Origin of the sequence: Gordonia gummivorans (genome assembly GCF_022513585.1) — a bacterium.
In the GTDB taxonomy this organism is placed as follows: Bacteria; Actinomycetota; Actinomycetes; order Mycobacteriales; family Mycobacteriaceae; genus Gordonia.
In genome coordinates this window covers 1-19,063 of the sequence record NZ_JAKWBF010000051.1, presented here as the reverse complement: position 1 = coordinate 19,063, position 19,063 = coordinate 1, and the positions used below count along the sequence as shown (strand labels likewise).

The following is a 19,063-nucleotide window of genomic DNA, read 5'->3' as shown; positions in this document are numbered from 1 at the left end:
ACACACCCGGCCCGTACGCCTAACTAACCATCCACATTCAGAGCAGAAGGGCCCAAAAAGTAGGGGAAGAACTCTCTTCCCCTACCCTTGGTGTCCTCCCCGCGAAGATTCTCGCGGAAGACTACGAACCTCGCGGAAGAAACTTCCTCCCCTATTTTTGGTGGGACGACCACGGCTGGTTCCTCGGCATCTACCCAGGTCAGAGCGGCGGTCACCAGACTCTTCGGATCAGTCCGCGTCGAGCTCCGCAAGAACCTCGTCGCTGATGTCGACGTTGCTGTACACGTTCTGCACGTCGTCGGAATCCTCGAGCGCATCGATGAGTTTGAAGACCTTGCGGGCCCCGTCGGCGTCGACCGCGACCTCGACGGACGCACGGAAACTGGCCTCGGCGGAGTCGTAGTCGATGCCGGCGTCCTGGAGTGCCGCGCGCACCGCGACGAGATCGGTGGGTTCGCTGACCACCTCGAACGACTCACCGAGGTCGGTGACCTCCTCGGCGCCGGCGTCGAGGACCGCCATCAGGACGTCGTCCTCGCTCTGACCGTTCTTCTCGAGGGTCACCACGCCCTTGCGTGTGAACAGGTAGGCCACCGATCCCGGGTCGGCCATGTTGCCGCCGTTGCGGGTCATCGCGGTACGGACCTCACCGGCCGCGCGATTGCGGTTGTCGGTGAGACATTCGATGAGCACGGCCACCCCGTTGGGGCCGTAGCCCTCGTACATGATGGTCTGCCAGTCGGCGCCGCCGGCCTCTTCGCCACCGCCGCGCTTGCGAGCGCGTTCGATGTTGTCGTTGGGCACCGACGACTTCTTTGCCTTCTGGATGGCATCGAACAGCGTCGGGTTGCCGGCCGGGTCACCACCGCCGGTCCGGGCGGCCACCTCGATGTTCTTGATGAGCTTCGCGAACATCTTGCCGCGCTTGGCGTCGATGACCGCCTTCTTGTGCTTGGTGGTGGCCCATTTGGAGTGGCCGCTCATGACCTGGTGATCCTTTCCACACGCCCGGTGCCGCCGCGGGTGTCATCACCCGCGCCGACGATGATCCCACGGCGCCGTTCGTTGTCGAGTGCACTTGCACCTGTCGCTCGATCGATCTTACCGACGCACCATCGTCACGAAATATTCGTGTACGCGACGATCGCCGGTGACCTCGGGATGAAACGACGTCGCGAGCACGTCGCCCTGCCGAACCGCGACGATACGGCCGGCCGCCGGACCGTCGGGTACGCGGGCCAGCACTTCGACCTCCGGTGACACCGACTCCACCCAGGGCGCGCGGATGAAGACGGCACGCATGGGTTCGGCCGTCGCGACATCGGTGATCCCGCGGAACTCCAGGTCGGTCTCGAAACTCTCCACCTGACGCCCGAAAGCGTTGCGGCGCACGGTGATATCAAGGGCATCGAGATGGCGCGCATCGGGCCGAGTGTCCAAGATGGTGGTGGCGAGCATGATCATGCCCGCGCACGACCCGTATGCGGGCAACCCGTCGGCGAGCGCCTCCTGGAGCGGATCGAACAGGTCGAACACACCCAGCAGTCTGCTCATCGTCGTCGACTCGCCACCCGGGATGACGAGACCGTCGATCTGGCCGAGTTCGGCGGCTCGACGCACCGGGGCCGCCCGCGCGCCCGCCGCCTCGAGCGCATACACATGCTCGCGAACGTCGCCCTGCAGGGCGAGCACACCGATGCGCGGGGCCGCGTTCACCGATCGCGCCGGGCGTGCTGATCCTCGGGCATCTCGCGACCCGTTCGCGCGAGACCCTCCTGCGTCACTGCCGCCACAAGGGTTCCCGACCGGTCGAAGATCCGTCCCTGGGTCAGGGCTCGACCCGCGTCGGCCGACGGCGAGGTCTGGTCGTACAGCAGCCAGTCATCGGCGCGGAACTCGCGCATGAACCACATGGCATGGTCCAGCGACGCCACCTGCGGATTGGACTCCTGATGCGGCACGCGCGACGAACCGAGCAGCGTCATGTCGCTCATGTAGGCCAGGGTGCCGACGTGGAAGACCTGGTCGTCGGGCAACGGATGCCGATACCGGAACCACACGCGTTGCTGGGCGGCGAAGTAGTCCGACGTGACCATCTGCGCGCGCGGGACGACCCGGATGTCGAAGTTCTTCCACTCCTTGAAGACCGCGCGTTCTTCCGGGGAGAACTCGTCGAGGCGATCAGGAAGCTCGGTCGGCGCGGGCACCGGCGGCATCTTGTCCTGGTGGGAATAGCCCTGGTCGGTGCGCACGTGGAACGAGGCCGACATCGTGAAGATGGCCTCGCCGTTCTGGATCCCGGTGACACGCCGGGTCACAAACGACCGACCGTCCCGAATCCGGTCGACCAGGAAGACGGCCGGAAGGTCCGGGTTGCCGGGCCGCAGGAAGTATCCGTGGAGCGAATGCACCCCGAACTCGTCGTCGACTGTCCGCGTGGCCGACATCAGCGCCTGCCCCGCCACCTGCCCACCGAACGTGCGCTGCAGATGGCTCGGGAATGCCGGGCCGCGATAGATGTCGGTCTCGATGCGCTCGACCTGAAGGATGTCCTCGATGGCTGCCACGCCGTCAAGTATCGCCTACCAACGCGTGCCCGGGTTTCCGCGGCCCCGACCGCCGCGGAAACCCGACACACAAATCACGTCAAATCGTTGGACCGGCCGGCTTCACAGCTCGTCGAGGGTCATCAGGCCGTCCTGCACGGCGCGCGCCACGAGCGACGCCTTGGTCGGGGCCGGACGACCGATCTCCGCGTACTTCGCACGGATGCGGGTCAGGTGGGTGTTGACCGTGCCCAACGAGATGAAGAGCTGTTGTGCGACAGCCGGCTTGGAGTCCACCAGCATCCAGGTGCGCAGAACCTCGACCTCGCGGCCGGTGAGGCTCGGACGGGGCAGTTCGGGACGCTGCGGCTCCTCGCGGCCCGCGTTCTGCTCCTCGAGCCCGGGCACGATCGCCATCAGTCGCCCCTGCGGCCGATCGGCCGCGGCCATGCCGGCCACCGGCTGACCGGGCAGCGGCATCCGGCGGGCGGCGAGACGAGCCAGCGCCTCCTGGCGGCGGGCGGCAGCAGCAGCCTGACGGCGGGCGTCGGAACGGGGGGCATCGGCGGGACGGTACTGCGGGATGTGATGGGCGATTGCAGTCATTTCGATGTCCTCTTCACTCACTGGTCTCTGTCGTCGGACGGGGTTTCCGTCGCTTGTGAGTTAGAGATTATGAGCGTTCCCAAGTCCGGTCGATGGGGAGAACTCCCCTCGGCATGGGGAGAACTACCCATGCCATAGCCGCAGGTCAGAAGGGGTAAGAACCCGGCCGGTCCGGTCGGTACCCAACCACTACCCATCCGGGCGGGCACACCGGCTCAAGTGGCGGCGTTGCGCGCGGCTTCCTCGTCGATCATCGGGAGGTCCTCGCGGGTCACGATCCGTGACGCAACCGCGTACTCGACGAGCTTGGTGCGTCGGTTGCTGGCCAGTTTGCCGCCACCGGCCCGCATCCCGCTCACGCCGAGCTGATCGAGCTTGTCGCAGACGTTGTCCAGCTTGCGGTTGAACTTGGTGAGGGGCCACCCCAGACGTCCGGCGGCCTGCGCCGAAGACGGGATCGCACTCGAACCGGTGCCCTCACGTCGCAGGATCTCTTCGGCGAGAACGACGATCAGCAGTTTCTGGCTCTCCGTCAGCGTGGGCACACCCTGGGTAGTCCGACCGCCGTCGAACTCCGGGCGCGTCACCGACCGCACCTGTGGGGCGCGCGCGAACACGCTCACCTCGTAGGTGGTCGGACCTGCGGTGAAGACCACGGTCGTCTCCCCGAACACCAGCGGCATACGCGCACCGGGCCCCAGCGTCGCCGAGAACCCGACATCACCCGCCGACACACTCGCCGACAGATGCGTGCCCAGATTGGTGAGCCACCACAGTCCGTTCTCGTTGTGCAGGACCAGGAATCGGCGATGCAGGTAGGGGTTGTCGTCGATCGACAGGTCGGCCTCGCGACCGATGAAGAATCGGTGGTCGGCTTCCAGCGGAAAGCGTTCGCCGCAGTACTCGACATAGGTCATCGACCCGTCGTCGGGCGGACCCGCCAGTGCGTCGGCACGGGAATCGGCACCACCGGCCAGGTTGTCCCCTGACGGCCGATCGTGACCTGAAATCGTCATTCCCGCATTCCCCCCGGGTCAGTCTGCGTCTGCGGCGCTCGGCCCGTGTCCGTCGAGCTGCCCGTCAGTTCCGTCCACCGCAGCACCATCCACTCCGGCGCCATCCACTCCGGCGCCGTCCACTCCGGCACCGTCGACGGTCGTCGGTTGATCCTCGACCACGATGGCCGGGTTCTCGAGTGTCGAGACGGAATCGTGGGCGGTCACCACGATCACGGTGACGTTGTCGTGGGCACCGAGCGCCAGTGCCGCATCGACAAGCCGTTGCGCGGCCTGTTCGGAATTGCCCGCCTCACGCAGGATGTCGGCGATCTCCTCGTCCGGTAGCTCGCCGGTCAGACCGTCGCTGCAGATGAGGAGGACATCACCGGGATACGCCGGCGTACTGCGGAAATCGGCGATCGGATCGATCATTCCCGCGCCGAGGGCACGGGTGATCACGTTGCGGCGTGGATCGGTGCGCGCCTGCTCCGGGGTCAGGAAGCCCGCCTCGATGAACTCCTGCACCTGCGAGTGATCCGTCGTGAGCTGATTGAGGGTGCCGTTCTGGTACCGGTAGGTGCGCGAATCGCCGATGTTGACCACCAGCCAGTGCGGACGGCCCTCGTCGGTGACGAGAACGACGCCGGTTGCCGTCGTTCCGGCACGACGATCACTCTCGGTGTCGATCGCGCCGATTCGCTGCTGCGCCAGCGCGAGCAGGTCGTTCAGCGCGACCTGGGTGTCGTTGATGTCACCGGCGGCGGGCGCCTCGGACAGCGTCAACAGGGCGGCCTCGCTGGCCAGTTCACCGCTGTCGTGTCCGCCCATCCCGTCGGCGAGCAGATAGATACCCGGCATGGCGAGCGCGGCATCCTCGTTGGTCTCGCGCACCCGACCGACGTTGCACGCCGCCGCCCATTCGAGCCGCAGCTCGCCCACGAAGTCCGTACCCGACCGTGTGTCGTCCCGGACGATTGTCGCCGCATCCATGGTCAGCAGATCCTACCGGTGGACCGACCGAAAACAGCTCCGGACGTCGGCTGTTCGGCGGCAATTGTGCACTCGCACCGGTATTCGCCCACGATCACCTCGGTTACCAGCCCCGCTCGGCAAGCCGGTGCGGCGCCGGGATCTCGTCGACGTTGATCCCGACCATGGCCTCACCGAGGCCGCGGGACACCTTCGCCAGCACATCGGGATCGTCGTGGAACGTGGTGGCGGCCACGATGGCGGCCGCCCGCTGTGCGGGGTTGCCGGACTTGAAGATTCCGGATCCGACGAACACGCCCTCGGCTCCGAGCTGCATCATCATCGCAGCGTCGGCCGGAGTCGCGATACCGCCGGCGGTGAACAGCGTCACCGGCAGTTTGCCGGCCTCGGCGACCTCGGCGACGAGCTCGTAGGGAGCCTGCAATTCCTTTGCCGCAACGTAGAGTTCGTCCTTCGGCAGCGAGGTCAGGCGGCGGATCTCGTCGCGGATCTTGCGCATGTGAGTGGTCGCGTTGGAGACGTCGCCCGTGCCGGCCTCCCCCTTCGACCGGATCATCGCAGCGCCTTCGGTGATCCTGCGCAGCGCCTCCCCGAGGTTGGTGGCACCGCAGACGAAGGGCACGGTGAACTGCCACTTGTCGATGTGGTTCGCATAGTCGGCGGGGGTCAGCACCTCCGACTCGTCGATGTAGTCGACACCGAGGCTCTGCAGGACCTGCGCCTCGACGAAATGTCCGATGCGGGCCTTGGCCATCACCGGGATGCTGACCGCGGCGATGATGCCGTCGATCATGTCGGGGTCACTCATCCGCGACACGCCGCCCTGGGCGCGGATGTCGGCAGGCACCCGCTCGAGCGCCATGACCGCGACCGCCCCGGCGTCCTCGGCGATCTTCGCCTGCTCGGGGGTGACCACATCCATGATCACGCCGCCCTTGAGCATCTCGGCCATTCCACGCTTGACCCGCGCCGTACCCTGGCCGACCTCGGGAACGGTCGCGCCGTTGTGACTCACTGCCATGTCTCCTCAGTTGTTGCTCGCTGATGTGCGGTGTCGGGTCGGTGCACAGCCATCACGCCGGCCCCGCCCGCGAACGCCGCGGCGCACCGGAACCACGACACATCCGACCTCCAGTCTAGGTGAGTGCGATCGGGGGGCCGACGGGGCGGCGGTCCACCGTGGCTCGACCCATCCACGCCGCACCCGCACATGGGTCACGGACCGCCCGGGACGCCGCGCTCGATGATCTCGAAGTAGTCGGGCAACGGGGCCCGACCGCCGAGCCGGAGCCACCGCACCGGCCGGCGTTCGGCCAGGTTGCGGGTGTCGCGCACGGCGTCGTTGTAGAAGCGGCGCGCCATCATCACGCGGGTCTCGGCGTCGGCGAGTTCGGCCACCAGTCCGGGCGGTCGAGACTGCGGGTCGGCGCGCGCCAATGCCGCCGAGACCGCGTTCTCCGCGGCCTCCCGCGTCGCGGGGTCGGCGCGTTCGGCATGATCTGCGACCGCAGCCAGGTCACGCGCCGATGTCACGACCTCCGGGGTGCCCGATGCCGCCATGTCGGTTGCGATGGCCCGGGCCACCACCGATCGCCGGTCCAGCGAGGCATGGAGGGCTTGGCGCGCGAGGTCCACGCGCACATTGAGCCGGTCGAGGCGATTGGCGGTCTGCACGGCCCAGCCGACCAGAAGGACGATCGCCACGATCGCGACCAGCAGAATCAGCGTCGTCGTGGGAGACATCAGTCCGACACCACCACCGGGCCGGCGCCAACCGTGACCGTGTCGTACACGCGCAGAATCTGGTCGGCGACCCGCGACCAGTCGTACCGGTCCGCGCGCACCCGACCGGCCCGCACCAACTCGGCCCGCGCTTGCGTGTCGGACAGCAGATCGACGACCCCCTCGGCCAGTTCCTCCGGCGATCCGGTGGTCACGAGTCGTCCGGCCCGACCGTCGTCGAGAACACGCCGAAAAGCGTTGAGGCTGCTGGCGATCACCGCGGCGCCGGCCGCCATTGCCTCCACGAGGACGATGCCGAAGCTCTCGCCGCCGAGGTTCGGCGCGCAGTAGACATCCACCGAACGCAGGGCCCGGGCCTTGGTCGCGTCGTCGACCTGGCCGAGGAACACGAGGTGGTCGGCGAGATCGCCCGCGCGCCGCCGCAGCGCTCGTTGGTTTCCGCCGCCCACCACCAGGATGCGGACGTCGGGGAATTGCTCGACGATCGCGGGCAGTGCGCGCATCAGGATGTCGATACCCTTGCGCGGTTCGTCGAAACGACCCAGGAACAGGACCGAGCCGCCCGGCCACGGATAACCGTCGAGCGGCTCGGCATCGGCGAATGCGGACACGTTGATTCCGTTGGGGATCTCGACCGCGTCGGACCCGAGCGACTCCATCTGCCAGCGACGTGCGAGTTCGCTCACCGCGATCTTGCCCGCGATGCGTTCGTGGTAGGGCCGCAGGATTCCCTGAAAGGTGCTCAGCCACAACGACCGTGAGGTGGCGGTGTGGAAGGTCGTGACAATCGGGCCGGAACCCACCATCAGCGACAACATGGAAATGCTGGGTGCGTTCGGCTCGTGCACGTGGAGTACGTCGAAGGCGTTCTCGGCAATCCAGCGACGCAACCGCAGGTATCCCTTGGGGCTGAAGTTCACCCGAGAGACCGAGCCGTTGTACGGGATCGCCAGCGCCGGTCCCGCGCGGACGACGTAGTCCGGCAGCTCGGTGTCGTCGGCGGCCGGCGCGAGCACGCTGACCTCGTGTCCGCGTTCGATGAACACCTGGGCGAGTTCCATTACGTGGGCCTGCACGCCACCGGGCACGTCGAACGAGTAGGGGCACACCATGCCGATTCTCACGACGCCTCCCCGTCCGCATGTTGTGCCGCACCGGGATTGCCCGCCACTCGGGCGCGTTGCCCTTCGGTCCAGTCGGCCTCCCAGAACGGTTGCAACATGTGCCAGTCCTGGGGGTGTGCGGCGATGTTGGTGGCGAAGGCGTCCGCGAGGCGCTGAGTGGTCGCTGCGACGCCGCCCTCGGTATCGATGCGCGGACCGCATTGCAGCCGCGAGGTGGCGCCCTCGGTGAACCAGTGGTGCGCGGGCATCAGCGCAGCGCCGGTGTCGATGGCGAGTTTCGCGGGCCCGGCCGGCATCCGGGTCCGCTCCCCGAACATGGTCACCGGAACACCGGTGTGGTTGAGATCGCGTTCACCCATGAGACAGATGATCTTTCCCGCTCGCAGACGGTCGGCGAGCTGTTCGTACGGCGGGCGCTCACCACCGGTCAGCGGGAAGATCTCGAAGCCGAGGCTCTCGCGATAGTCGACGAATCGACGGAACAAGGATTCGGGTTTGAGCCGTTCGGCGACGGTCGCGAATGTCCCGTTGTGCTGAACCAGCCACACCCCGGCCATGTCGTAGTTGCCGCTGTGCGGCAGCGCGAAGATCAGGCCCTTGCCCTTCGCGAGCTCGGCCTCGAACAACTCGATCTGGTCATCCGGGAGGTAGACGTTGGCCGCCGCCTCCTGAAAGTCCATGGACGGCAACCGGAATGCCTCGTACCAGTAGCGGGCGTAGGACGCCATCGCCTGCCCCATCAGCTCGCTCGGAACATCGCGCGGCTCGACGCCGAGCACCCGGGCCAGGTTGCGACGCAGCTGATCGTTGTCGTCGATACGCCCCACGAGTCGGCCCGCGGTGTCGAATCCCTGCCGTGCGAGGCCGTCGGGAGCGTAGCGGATCGCGGCCCATCCCGCACGGTAGGCGTTGGCGGACAAGGATTCCCGCACGCGCCCGAGTCCTGGGACGCGCATCAGTGCCCCTCGTTCTCGTCTGCCTGCTCCCCGTCGGGCGGCGTCTTCGCCGTCGGGATGAGGTCGCCGGCCCCCGGAGAACGCGAGATCGACCACATGCGTTGCCCGACGGTGATCACGCTGCCCGCCGCGAGCAGCCACATGGCGACATGGATCGCCCAATCGAGGCCCAGCCCGGTCAGACCCGATCCCACCAGGACGATGATGAGGCGGTCGGGACGTTCGATGAGGCCACCGTCGCCGTACAGTCCACTGGCCTCGGCACGTGCCTTCGCATACGAGATCACCTGCGAGGTGACCAGGCAGATCAGTGTCGCGACGAGCAGCAGGTCGTGTGGTTCGGTGACTGCGCACCACCAGGCCAGACCAGCGAAAATGGCTCCGTCGGCGATGCGGTCACAGGTGGCGTCGAGCACCGCCCCGAATCGTGTGCCGCCACCACGAGCCCGAGCCATCGCACCGTCGAGCATGTCGAACATGACGAACAGCCAGATGACGATGGTCCCCCAGAAGAGGTGGCCCATGGGGAACAGGGTCAACGCCGCGGCGATGGTCGCGACCGTCCCGATCAGTGTCATACCGTCCGGGGTGAGACCGGTACGCAGCAGACCGCGTCCGATCGGCAGCGTGACCTTCGAGACCGAAGCCCGGCCCAGGATGCTCAGCACCCGCGCACTCCCTTCGACAAGATCGTCACCAGGTCAGTCACCGAGCCGCTGCCAGGCCTGCGCCAGCAGTGCGCGGGTGTCGCGCAGCAACTGTGGCATGATCTTGGTCTCGCCGACAACGGTGATGAAGTTGGCATCCCCGACCCACCGGGGCACGATGTGCTGGTGCAGGTGCTCGGCCAACGAGCCGCCCGCCGCGTAGCCGAGATTGAGTCCGACGTTGAACGCGTTGGGATTCGACACCGACTTGATCGTCCGGATGATGCGCTGGGTGAATCCCATCAGCTCCGACGACTCCGCCGGGCTCAGGTCCTCGAGGTCCGCGACCTGCCGATACGGCACGATCATGGTGTGACCGGGGTTGTACGGGTACAGGTTCAGCACCGCGTACACGGTCTCGCCCCGAGCGACGATCAATCCGTCCTCGTCGGACATGTGCGGGATGTCCAGGAAGGGATGCCCGCTACTCGTCTTCTCCGGCGGGTCGGACGTGATGTAGGTCATCCGGTGCGGACTCCACAGCCGCTGCAGCCGGTCCGGGTCGCCGGTGCCGCAGTCGCGGATCACGCCGTCCGGTTCAGCCATCGGCCGGATCCGCACTCGTGGTCCCGGCGATGAGATCGGCGGTCGGCGATTCGTTGCGTCGGGCCGAAACCCACGCGTCGACGAGGTCGACGGCCTGCCCGACCGGCACCCCGTTGACCTGGGTGCCGTCGCGGAACCGGAAGCTCACCGCGCCCGCCTCGACGTCGCGCTCCCCCGCCAGCAGCATGAACGGCACCTTGCCGGTGGTGTGATTGCGGATCTTCTTCTGCATGCGATCGTCGGAGTGGTCCACTTCGGCACGAATCCCACGCGTGCGCAGTTCGCCGACGACGCCCTGCAGGTGATCGGCGAACGCTTCCGCCACCGGAATCCCGACCACCTGCACGGGTGACAACCAGGCCGGGAAGGCCCCCGCGTAGTGCTCGGTGAGGACACCGAAGAAGCGCTCGATGGAGCCGAAGAGTGCGCGGTGGATCATCACCGGCTGATGCTTGGCACCGTCGGCGCCGGTGTACTCCAGGTCGAACCGGGCCGGTTGGTTGAAGTCCAGCTGGATCGTCGACATCTGCCAGTTTCGGCCGAGCGCGTCACGGACCTGCACGGAGATCTTCGGACCGTAGAACGCCGCCCCGCCCGGGTCCGGCACCAGATCCAGGCCCGACTCCTGCGCGACCTCGGCGAGGGTGTTGGTGGCGATCTCCCACGACTCGTCGTCACCGACGAACTTCTTCGGGTCCTTGGTGGACAGCTCGAGGTAGTAATCGTCGAGCCCGTAGTCGGCGAGCACGTCGAGCACGAACGTCAGCAACGAGCGCAGCTCGTCGCGCATCTGTTCCCGCGTGCAGTAGATGTGCGCGTCGTCCTGCGTCATGCCGCGCACGCGGGTCAGCCCGTGGATGACACCCGACTTCTCGTACCGGTAGACCGATCCGAATTCGAAGAGCCGCAACGGGAGTTCACGGTACGAACGCCCGCGCGACCGGAAGATCAGGTTGTGCATCGGGCAGTTCATCGGCTTGAGGTAGTAGTCCTGGGCCGGCTTGCGCACACTGCCGTCGTCGTTGAACTCGGCGTCGATCTGCATCGGCGGGAACATGCCGTCGGCATACCAGTCCAGGTGGCCCGACACCTCGTAGAGATGCCCCTTGGTGATGTGGGGCGTGTTCACGAACTCGTAGCCGGCGGCGATGTGCCGACGCCGCGAGTAGTCCTCCATCTCGGTACGGATGATCCCGCCCTTGGGATGGAACACCGGAAGCCCCGACCCGAGTTCGTCGGGGAAACTGAACAGGTCCAGCTCGGCACCGAGCTTGCGGTGATCGCGGCGTTCGGCCTCGGCCAGCAGTTCGAGATATGCCTCCTGCGCCTCGGCCGATTCCCACGCGGTCCCGTAGATCCGCTGCAGGTCGGCATTGTCCTGGTCGCCGCGCCAGTACGCCGCCGAGCTGCGAGTGAGTTTGAACGCGGCGATGTACTTGGTGGTCGGCACATGCGGGCCGCGACACAGGTCGCACCAGATGAGATCGCCGGTGCGGGGATTGAGGTTGTCGTAGGCGGTGAGCTCTGCGCCGCCGACCTCCATGACCTCCGAGTCGGCCGCCGCACCTTTGTCATCGATGAGCTCGAGCTTGTAGGGCTCGTTCGCCAGCTCGAGTCTCGCCTCGTCCTTGGACTGGTAGACACGACGGGAGAACCTCTGCCCCGACTTGATGATCTGCTTCATCTTCTTCTCGAGCTTCGCGAGATCCTCCGGGGTGAAGGGATCGGCGACGTCGAAGTCGTAGTAGAAGCCGTCCTTGATCGGCGGTCCGATGCCGAGTTTTGCCTGCGGGAACAGTTCCTGCACCGCCTGCGCGAGGACATGTGCACACGAGTGACGGATCACGCTGCGCCCGGCCTCGGTGTGGGCGGCGACGGGCTCGACGTCGGTGTCGAGTTCGGGCACCCACGACAGATCCCGCAGCTCACCGGCGGCGTCGCGTACGACGACGATCGCGTCGGGCCCCTTGTTCGGCAGGTCGTGCTCGCGCAGCGCCGTGCCCGCGGTAGTCCCAGCTGGCACACGGATCGTGGCGGGGCTGGTCACCAACACTTCATCGGGCACGTCGAGCGCTCCTTGGTTCGGATTCGGTTCGGGAGTTCTTGCACCGATGATCGTATCCGCGTGGCCACCGTGTTCTCCCACCCGCCGGGTCAGAGATCAGAAAATCGGGCTGGCAAGCCACTGCGCGTCGATGTTCAGCCAGCCCGCGAAGGTGCCGAGGGCACCGAGCACCCAGAGCGAACCGAGCACCACCGCGCAGGTCCCGAGCGCAAACACCCCCTGCAACGACCAGTGCTGACGCTTCATCCACTCTGCCCAGTCGTCGTACTTCCCACGTGCGAACCGGAGCAGGCGATGCGCCCAGTCGAACTCGGACGCGAGGATGCCGAGCCCCAGGAACACGATGAGCCAGCCAGGTCCGGGGTACGGGATGGCGACGATACCGCCGGCGAGAACCAGTGCGCCGATCACGCCGACCGCGATCCGATACGCAAGATTCAGATGCCGGTTGCGGCGAATGACATACCTGCCTTTGCGATGCCACATGCGCACCCTCATCGCCGCCGACATCATCCCCCATCCGTTCCACGCTGCCTTTCGGTATGTCCGAAATGCCAGATACCCAACAGGTTACGCGGCCACCGGCCGGTCCGGACCGTCGACAACGATCACCGATGTGGCCGTGGTGGCCTCCGTGACCGTTGCCGGACGACGGCGGGCACCCGCCACGAGGGTCACGACGATGGTGATCAGCAGCACGAGCGGATAGCAGCCCGCGTACAGCACCACCAGCGGGTAGTCGAACCACTGCGGGTCGGGCCAGCGCGGCATCATGAACAGCCCCAAGGCAATCGCATGGTCCGCAGTCCAGCGAGGGCCGCTGTCCCACCAGTTGTACCAATAGGTGAACGACAGAGCCACGATGCCGGCGGGCGCCAACCAGACCCACAGCGTGCGCGAACGGTAGGCCTCGTCGAAGGCAATAACCAGCAGTGGCACGAACCACACCCAGTGGTGTCCCCAGGAGAACGGCGACACGGTCGACCCGGTCATCCCGACGATTGTCACCGCCAGCAGCGCGCGCCCGTTGCGCTGCGCCACGACCGCCGCCCACAGTCCGAGTGCGGCGGCCACCAGCGCCACCGGCAACCACATCCACAGCGGCGCCTCGAAGACAGGTCCGCCCGGCATCGGATGGGCGAAACGCCGGATGTCGAAGTAGGCAAGCAACTGCGAGATGAATCCGTTGATCGATTGATTCGCGGGTGAGTCGACGCGACCGATCCGCGCGGGCGCCCCACTCGCGTCGACCGTCCAGAACCGCCACGAATCCGATGGGATGACGACGAACGCGAGCGCCACCGTGCATCCGAAGGCGACGACGGCGGTCGCCGCGGCCCGCCAGCGGCGCACGAACAGTAGATAGACGACGAAGAACGCCGGGGTCAGCTTGATGCCGGCCGCGATGCCCACTCCGATCCCGCGCAACCGGCTCCCGGGTCGGATCATGTCCAGGAGCACGAGGTCGGCCAGCACGAGCAGCATCAGGAAGATGTTGACCTGGCCGAGCCACACTGTGGTTCGTACGGGTTCGAGTGCGGTCGCCGCAACTGTCGCGAACATCGCGAAGATCAGCAGGCGCCGGTCGATCCGGTATCCGAGGCTGCGGAAGCTCAGCACGATCACCGCACACAGCGCGACGAATGTCGCCGCAAACCAGACCGCCTTGGCGGTGGCGACCTCCAGGAGGGCAAAGGGGGTCATCACCAGCGCGGCGAACGGCGGGTAGGTGAAGTCGAGATTCCACAACACGCTGTTCGTGTACAGCGGTCGGCCGTCGAGGACCGTGCGGGCTCCGGCCCGGTAGACGCGCAGGTCGGTGGCGTTCTGAAACAGTCCGTAGAACGGGTCGCCGAACGGCAGAACCTTTGCCTGCCACCAGATCACCAACACGGCAAGAATCGCGACCACGATCACCGGACGCCGCCCGATCGTCATCGACGAGCGTCGCGACAGCGCACTCGTCTCCGGCATGAGTCAGACGGTACTGGAGAGTCGCCGCAGGCCAGAGGGCGAAACGCCGATGGTGGCGAAATCGTAAGGCGTGCAAACCGATGCCCTACCCACCGGACCAGGCATCTCAGTTGTCGCAAATTAGATTGTCTCGTATCTAAAGTCTCATCTCGCTGTTACTCGCTGCTATGCGCACGACTTGGGCGTCACGTCTCACAACACTCTGGGGAGACCTCGCACATCTCGAAACTATTTCGAGATAGCATGCAGAACATGTCGCTCGATTCACCGGAGACTCCGGCCGGCCTGGAACTCGGCTATGCACGTGGCCATGCGGCGGCCGCCGGCCTCGAGTCGCAGATCGACGCCCTTCTGTCGACCGGCCTCGATGCCAACCGCATCTACACAGACGATCATTCGACGGGCCCACCGGCCAGGTCGCGTCCGGGGTTCGATGCCCTCCTCGACTACGCGCGAGCTGGTGACACCGTCGTCGTACCGAGCATCGACAGTCTCGGGCAGACGAGGACCGAGATCCTCAGCACGACACGCCTGCTCACCGAGCGCGGGATCGCGCTGCGCGCGCTGCGCGAACGAGTAGACAGCGGTGACGAGACCGGCTCGATGATCATCGGGGTTCTCGCCTCCCTGGGCGCGGTCGACGATTCCTCGACCCGACAGCCACCCGTTCGTCGACCCACCGGGAGTGCCACCCTGGGCCGGCCACGAGTTCTCAACGACGAGCAGATCGAGCTCGCAGAACGCATGCGCGCCAACGGAGATCGCGTCCCCACCATCGCCGACGCACTCGGAGTGAGTCGCGCCACCCTCTATCGGACACTTGCAGAAAGGCGGTCTACGTCATGACCACTTCGGACTCCCGCGTCATCGCTCTCCCCCACGCCATCCCGCCCGAATCTGCAATCTGCGACGCGTCGCTGGATCACGAGCGCTTCGAGTCCGGATTCGACGACGCATCAGCGCATCTGGCGTCGCTGCCACGTGCCTGGGCCTCACACCACGCGTCAACCATGCTGGCCGACGGTCGAATCCCCGACGAGAAGGAAGCGTACGAACGCGGCTACCGCGCCGCGCTGTACGGGTACCTCCGCCAGCCCCGGAAGAAGTGATCGTGGTCCAGACGGGACCACATCGCTGGCGTTTCGGCAACGAGACTCTGGCTCACAGCGTTAGAGGTGCTGTCCACTCGCCAGTCGGCCCGCGACGTCCTTGATGAACGTCCGAACCCGATCGGCCAGCCACAACAACTGACGGTCAACGGGATCGAGCGGGTCCATCGAACTCGGCGTGTCCGCCGGTTCGAGGAGGATTCCGTGTTCGATGGCACGCACCACCTTGCTGAAACAGATGTCCTCGGCGTCAGGGTGGTCGACGGTGGTGATGCTCATGCCGCTGAGCGCTCGAGCCGCCATCTGTCGCCGCCACGGTGCAACGTCACGGCGGGTGTTGGGAACAAGCCTGTTCAGTTCGTGCTCCGCCGCGGCGCACAGCAGCGCGGCCGGGCACGCCACGCAGAACTCACGGTCGGCCAACCGGTCGAAGCCCCGGCTAAGGAACACGACGGCTTGCTCGCTCAGGTACGCCTCGGCGTTGGCGCCGAGGATCATCTCGTACTCGCTGAGCGGGCCTGCGGGCTCGTACTCGCCGTCGTGCAACGCCATAGTCAATTGTCGTTGCGTCACGCGACCGGCGTCAACGCTGCCCGTCGGAAAACGGACTTTCGCCGTGCTCCATCACTTTCACCGTGCGCAGAAAGATCAGACGAAACGCTGCACATCGTCGGCGCTTCGATGTGCTGCCCACCCCGGATCACCGGTGGCCGCGAAGCTCACCCACGCGTGATGCATCTCGTCGGCGACGCGTTGGTCGGGTTCGGGCCCCACCAACGCATGAGCGGACTCCAGATGGTCGAAGACGAACGGGATCTCCACGGCGTGACCGGCCTGGATATCTGCCTGCGGACTGCGGTACCCGAATTCGTACACGTGCGTCGTGCCGGTCGTCCGAGACTCGGCGATCGCGGTGGTGGGTGACGAGAACGCTCGTGCAGTGAGCGCCTCGCTGACCGCCTCACCCGGGCTCGCGCCCGCATCGAGCCGACTGCGCAGGTAATCGAGGCCGCCGGGACCGCGTCCGAGGATGCCGGCCGCGGCTTCCTCGGTGACGGCCTGCGCACCGCCGGTCGCGACCAGGAAGAACCGGAACTCATCGGCATTCCAGCCGGCGAGCAGCGGTATGTCAGCACCGGCACCAGCCGAGATCGCCTCGTGCGGAAGCGCCGTGAGCACCTTCCCATCGACCACCGGGAACTGCGACATGATCCCCATGCCGACATCGACGACCGTGCGTCCCCACACCTCCGGGTTCGGATCCAGCATCAACTTCAACGCCACCGTCGATTGCGCCTGCAGCATGTCTTCCACGCCGAGCTTGCCGAAGGCCTCCACGGTGGCCTCGATCTCGAGGATCTGCGCCATGCGGGCGGTGACCTTGCGAGCGTCGGCGGGATCGGCAGCGGCAGAGCCGTTGCCGCTCTGCATGACGGCGCGCTGGAACAGTCCGGCGGCGAGCGGAGACGCCAACAGTGACGCGACGCTCATCGCGCCCGCGGACTCGCCGAAGACGGTCACGTTGTCGGGGTCGCCGCCGAACGCCGCGATGTTGTCGCGCACCCAGTGCAGCGCGGCGATCTGATCGAGTAGCCCGCGGTTGTCCGGCGCCCGCTCGATCGACGCGAAACCTGCTGTGCCAAGCCGATAGTTGATCCCGACGCAGACAACGCCGTCCCGCGCGAACGTGTCCCCGGCATACATCTCGATGCGGTTGGAACCTCTCGTGAACGCACCGCCGTGAATCCACACCATCACCGGCAGTCGGCCGCCTGCGCTCGGGTCCGGGGTCCACACGTTGAGGTTCAGGTAGTCGTCGCCGAGCACGATCACGTTGTCGAGCAGCGCCGCGACCGGAGCGGGATAGCCGACCTGTGGGGCTGTGGGCCCGTACTCCGTGGCCGGCCGGACGCCATCCCATGCAGCGGGAGGAGCGGGAGCGGCAAAGGCCGCCTCGCCTATGGGCGGTGCCGCGTAAGGGATTCCGAGGTAGGCGAAGATCCCATCGGCATTCAGGCCGGACACCCGGCCGCCCGTGGTGGACACCGCAGGGGCCGTCACGTCTGTGTGCGTCATCGGATCGACGGTACGCGAGAGCAGTCGTCACCGGCTGATACTTGGTGGTCCCGGCTGGGATCGAACCAGCGACCTTCCCGGTGTGAACGGGACGCTCTTCCACTGAGCCACGGGACCGTGCGTGCGACGCGCGTTGGCGCTGTGCACGAGGCAGAAGACTACACGCTGGCACCGCTGCATCCCAAATCCCTTCGCGCCGATGCGCCGTGTTGCCGCCGTGCCGCCGAGCTACGCCTCTGACCAGGCGATTTGGCTACTGCGTGTTGGTCGGATAATGTTCACCATCGCGTCGTGAGCAACAAAACGGTCCACAAGATCAGCTCACGAGCATGCGGATGTAGCGCAGCTGGTAGCGCATCACCTTGCCAAGGTGAGGGTCGCGGGTTCGAATCCCGTCATCCGCTCGGCGCGAGTCGACTCGCATCTGGTGGTGTGGCCGAGTGGTGAGGCAACGGCCTGCAAAGCCGTGTACACGGGTTCGATTCCCGTCGCCACCTCCAGACCATCAATTTCATACCCGCGCGATTAGCTCAGCGGGAGAGCGCTTCCCTGACACGGAAGAGGTCACTGGTTCAATCCCAGTATCGCGCACCAATCGGACCCGTTGCCCGCAGCGGGTCCGAAATGCTGTAACCCCCAACCAACAGCCCACCCCCAGGATCTGTCATGACCGCTGATCGCGATGCCCTCCAGTTCACTCTCGAATGGGTGAAGACCAACGGATTCGCCGTCAGCGGCACCGACGTCGTCACCGAACTGCTGCCGATCACGCGTCACGTCGACGACATCGTCGACCGTGAAGATCGTCTGCGCGCCGCCGTTGCGCGCGTCGAATCGCGCCGCCTCGCACTGGTGTGAGGGCGGGCAAGTAGCCGCCGACGCGGCCGCACCCCTCTGCGACACTCCTCTCTGGGATACTTTCGGATCGTGGAATCCACAGCACACCTGAGTGTCGAGGCGGTTACCGACCGCAGTCTCGCCGACGACGTGTCCGCGGTGGCACAAGTGACTTTCCCGCTGGCGTGCCCGCCGCACTCCACACCGGAGGACATTGCGGGCTTCCTGGCAACCAACCTGCGACCGAACGACTTTCGCGGGTACATCGACGACCCCGACTGTGACGTGCTGGTCGCACGGCAGGAACCGGGCGGACCAATTCTCGGATACTCCCTCGTGTTCCACACCGAACCGCAGAACCCGCAAGTGCGCGAGGTGATCGCCACCCGACCGGTCTCCGAGGTCTCGAAGATGTACGTGCTGCCCGACCATCACGCGCGCGGCCGGGCCCAGTCGGCGTCTCGAGCGTTGATGACGGCCGCGATCGAGTCGGCACGTGCGCACGGCAGTGTGCAGATCTGGCTCGGCGTCAACGAGGAGAACTTCCGGGCTCAGCGGTTCTACACGAAGATGGGCTTCCGCCGGGTCGGCACCAAGACCTTCGACCTCAACGGCTCAATCGAACACGACCACGTGATGGTGCACGATCTCGATGTCTGATTTGTGACTGGAGTGGCTCCTGTTCACCACGGTTCACTGCAGTTCACTGAAGTGATTTATGGTCCCTGAGCTGCGAAAATAGTCCTTGACTCGCATACGTGTTCGAGTATTCTGGACGCATGCCCC

The 19,063-nt window shown here is 66.3% G+C and carries 21 protein-coding genes and 4 tRNA genes; 7 read left to right on the top strand and 18 right to left on the bottom strand.

Annotation, left to right across the window (positions count from 1 at the left end):
• Positions 1-228: 228 nt before the first annotated feature.
• From MKW15_RS23625 to MKW15_RS23555, 15 genes are all read right to left on the bottom strand, one after another.
• Complete coding sequence (locus tag MKW15_RS23625; RefSeq protein ID WP_240862721.1) at positions 229-984, bottom strand: YebC/PmpR family DNA-binding transcriptional regulator; 756 nt, start codon at positions 982-984, stop codon at positions 229-231.
• Between the two features lie 117 nt (positions 985-1,101).
• Complete coding sequence (gene pdxT / locus MKW15_RS23620) at positions 1,102-1,716, bottom strand: pyridoxal 5'-phosphate synthase glutaminase subunit PdxT (RefSeq protein ID WP_240862720.1); 615 nt, start codon at positions 1,714-1,716, stop codon at positions 1,102-1,104.
• On the bottom strand, positions 1,713-2,567 hold the full coding sequence (locus tag MKW15_RS23615; RefSeq protein ID WP_240862718.1) for an acyl-CoA thioesterase: 855 nt from the start codon (positions 2,565-2,567) through the stop codon (positions 1,713-1,715). Before MKW15_RS23615 ends, pdxT begins: the two co-directional genes overlap by 4 nt.
• 102 nt (positions 2,568-2,669) lie before the next feature.
• A complete protein-coding gene (locus tag MKW15_RS23610) occupies positions 2,670-3,152 on the bottom strand; it encodes a helix-turn-helix transcriptional regulator (protein ID WP_240862716.1) in 483 nt (160 codons plus the stop codon).
• 215 nt (positions 3,153-3,367) lie between these two features.
• The gene (locus MKW15_RS23605; protein ID WP_240862725.1) at positions 3,368-4,069 is read right to left on the bottom strand and encodes an FHA domain-containing protein; all 702 of its coding nucleotides are present in this window, start codon (positions 4,067-4,069) and stop codon (positions 3,368-3,370) included.
• A 117-nt stretch (positions 4,070-4,186) separates the two neighbouring features.
• Positions 4,187-5,140, bottom strand: a complete 954-nt coding sequence (locus tag MKW15_RS23600) for a PP2C family protein-serine/threonine phosphatase (protein WP_240862714.1) — start codon at positions 5,138-5,140, stop codon at positions 4,187-4,189.
• Positions 5,141-5,243: 103 nt separating this feature from the next.
• Positions 5,244-6,161, bottom strand: a complete 918-nt coding sequence (pdxS, locus tag MKW15_RS23595) for a pyridoxal 5'-phosphate synthase lyase subunit PdxS (protein WP_240862712.1) — start codon at positions 6,159-6,161, stop codon at positions 5,244-5,246.
• 194 nt (positions 6,162-6,355) lie between these two features.
• Positions 6,356-6,883 (bottom strand): LemA family protein, encoded by a 528-nt coding sequence (locus tag MKW15_RS23590; RefSeq protein WP_240862710.1) that lies wholly within the window; start codon positions 6,881-6,883, stop codon positions 6,356-6,358.
• On the bottom strand, positions 6,883-8,007 hold the full coding sequence (locus MKW15_RS23585; protein WP_240862709.1) for a glycosyltransferase family 4 protein: 1,125 nt from the start codon (positions 8,005-8,007) through the stop codon (positions 6,883-6,885). Before MKW15_RS23585 ends, MKW15_RS23590 begins: the two co-directional genes overlap by 1 nt.
• Positions 8,004-8,963 (bottom strand): phosphatidylinositol mannoside acyltransferase, encoded by a 960-nt coding sequence (locus MKW15_RS23580; protein WP_240862707.1) that lies wholly within the window; start codon positions 8,961-8,963, stop codon positions 8,004-8,006. Before MKW15_RS23580 ends, MKW15_RS23585 begins: the two co-directional genes overlap by 4 nt.
• Positions 8,963-9,631, bottom strand: coding sequence for a phosphatidylinositol phosphate synthase (gene pgsA, locus MKW15_RS23575; protein ID WP_240862705.1), 669 nt, complete (start codon positions 9,629-9,631; stop codon positions 8,963-8,965). The genes MKW15_RS23580 and pgsA overlap by 1 nt, the downstream gene beginning before the upstream one ends.
• 33 nt (positions 9,632-9,664) lie before the next feature.
• Positions 9,665-10,216, bottom strand: a complete 552-nt coding sequence (locus MKW15_RS23570; RefSeq protein ID WP_240862704.1) for an ATP adenylyltransferase — start codon at positions 10,214-10,216, stop codon at positions 9,665-9,667.
• A complete protein-coding gene (thrS, locus tag MKW15_RS23565) occupies positions 10,209-12,281 on the bottom strand; it encodes a threonine--tRNA ligase (RefSeq protein WP_240862702.1) in 2,073 nt (690 codons plus the stop codon). The genes MKW15_RS23570 and thrS overlap by 8 nt, the downstream gene beginning before the upstream one ends.
• A 96-nt stretch (positions 12,282-12,377) precedes the next feature.
• Entirely contained in the window at positions 12,378-12,791 is a 414-nt protein-coding gene (locus tag MKW15_RS23560; RefSeq protein ID WP_240862723.1) for a TIGR02611 family protein, read from the bottom strand.
• Between the two features lie 60 nt (positions 12,792-12,851).
• The gene (locus MKW15_RS23555) at positions 12,852-14,255 is read right to left on the bottom strand and encodes a glycosyltransferase 87 family protein (RefSeq protein ID WP_240862700.1); all 1,404 of its coding nucleotides are present in this window, start codon (positions 14,253-14,255) and stop codon (positions 12,852-12,854) included.
• Positions 14,256-14,507: 252 nt separating this feature from the next.
• Between MKW15_RS23555 and MKW15_RS23550 the strand changes: the two genes are divergently transcribed.
• Both MKW15_RS23550 and MKW15_RS23545 read left to right on the top strand, forming a co-directional pair.
• Positions 14,508-15,101, top strand: a complete 594-nt coding sequence (locus MKW15_RS23550) for a recombinase family protein (RefSeq protein WP_240862698.1) — start codon at positions 14,508-14,510, stop codon at positions 15,099-15,101.
• Entirely contained in the window at positions 15,098-15,364 is a 267-nt protein-coding gene (locus MKW15_RS23545) for a hypothetical protein (RefSeq protein ID WP_240862696.1), read from the top strand. The genes MKW15_RS23550 and MKW15_RS23545 overlap by 4 nt, the downstream gene beginning before the upstream one ends.
• 60 nt (positions 15,365-15,424) lie before the next feature.
• Here MKW15_RS23545 and MKW15_RS23540 read toward each other — a convergent pair whose 3' ends face one another.
• The 3 genes from MKW15_RS23540 to MKW15_RS23530 form a co-directional block, all read right to left on the bottom strand.
• Entirely contained in the window at positions 15,425-15,916 is a 492-nt protein-coding gene (locus tag MKW15_RS23540; RefSeq protein WP_240862694.1) for a hypothetical protein, read from the bottom strand.
• A 96-nt stretch (positions 15,917-16,012) separates the two neighbouring features.
• On the bottom strand, positions 16,013-17,440 hold the full coding sequence (locus MKW15_RS23535) for a carboxylesterase/lipase family protein (RefSeq protein WP_240862692.1): 1,428 nt from the start codon (positions 17,438-17,440) through the stop codon (positions 16,013-16,015).
• Positions 17,441-17,482: 42 nt separating this feature from the next.
• Positions 17,483-17,557 (bottom strand) — tRNA-Val (locus MKW15_RS23530).
• A gap of 214 nt (positions 17,558-17,771) precedes the next feature.
• Between MKW15_RS23530 and MKW15_RS23525 the strand changes: the two genes are divergently transcribed.
• The 5 genes from MKW15_RS23525 (at position 17,772) to MKW15_RS23505 (ending at position 18,937) form a co-directional block, all read left to right on the top strand.
• Positions 17,772-17,844: transfer RNA gene (locus MKW15_RS23525), tRNA-Gly, on the top strand.
• 22 nt (positions 17,845-17,866) lie between these two features.
• Positions 17,867-17,940 (top strand) — tRNA-Cys (locus tag MKW15_RS23520).
• 19 nt (positions 17,941-17,959) lie between these two features.
• A tRNA-Val gene (locus tag MKW15_RS23515) sits at positions 17,960-18,034 on the top strand.
• A gap of 72 nt (positions 18,035-18,106) precedes the next feature.
• Complete coding sequence (locus MKW15_RS23510; protein WP_240862690.1) at positions 18,107-18,298, top strand: hypothetical protein; 192 nt, start codon at positions 18,107-18,109, stop codon at positions 18,296-18,298.
• A 69-nt stretch (positions 18,299-18,367) separates the two neighbouring features.
• Complete coding sequence (locus tag MKW15_RS23505; protein WP_240862688.1) at positions 18,368-18,937, top strand: GNAT family N-acetyltransferase; 570 nt, start codon at positions 18,368-18,370, stop codon at positions 18,935-18,937.
• The last annotated feature ends 126 nt before the right edge of the window (positions 18,938-19,063 follow it).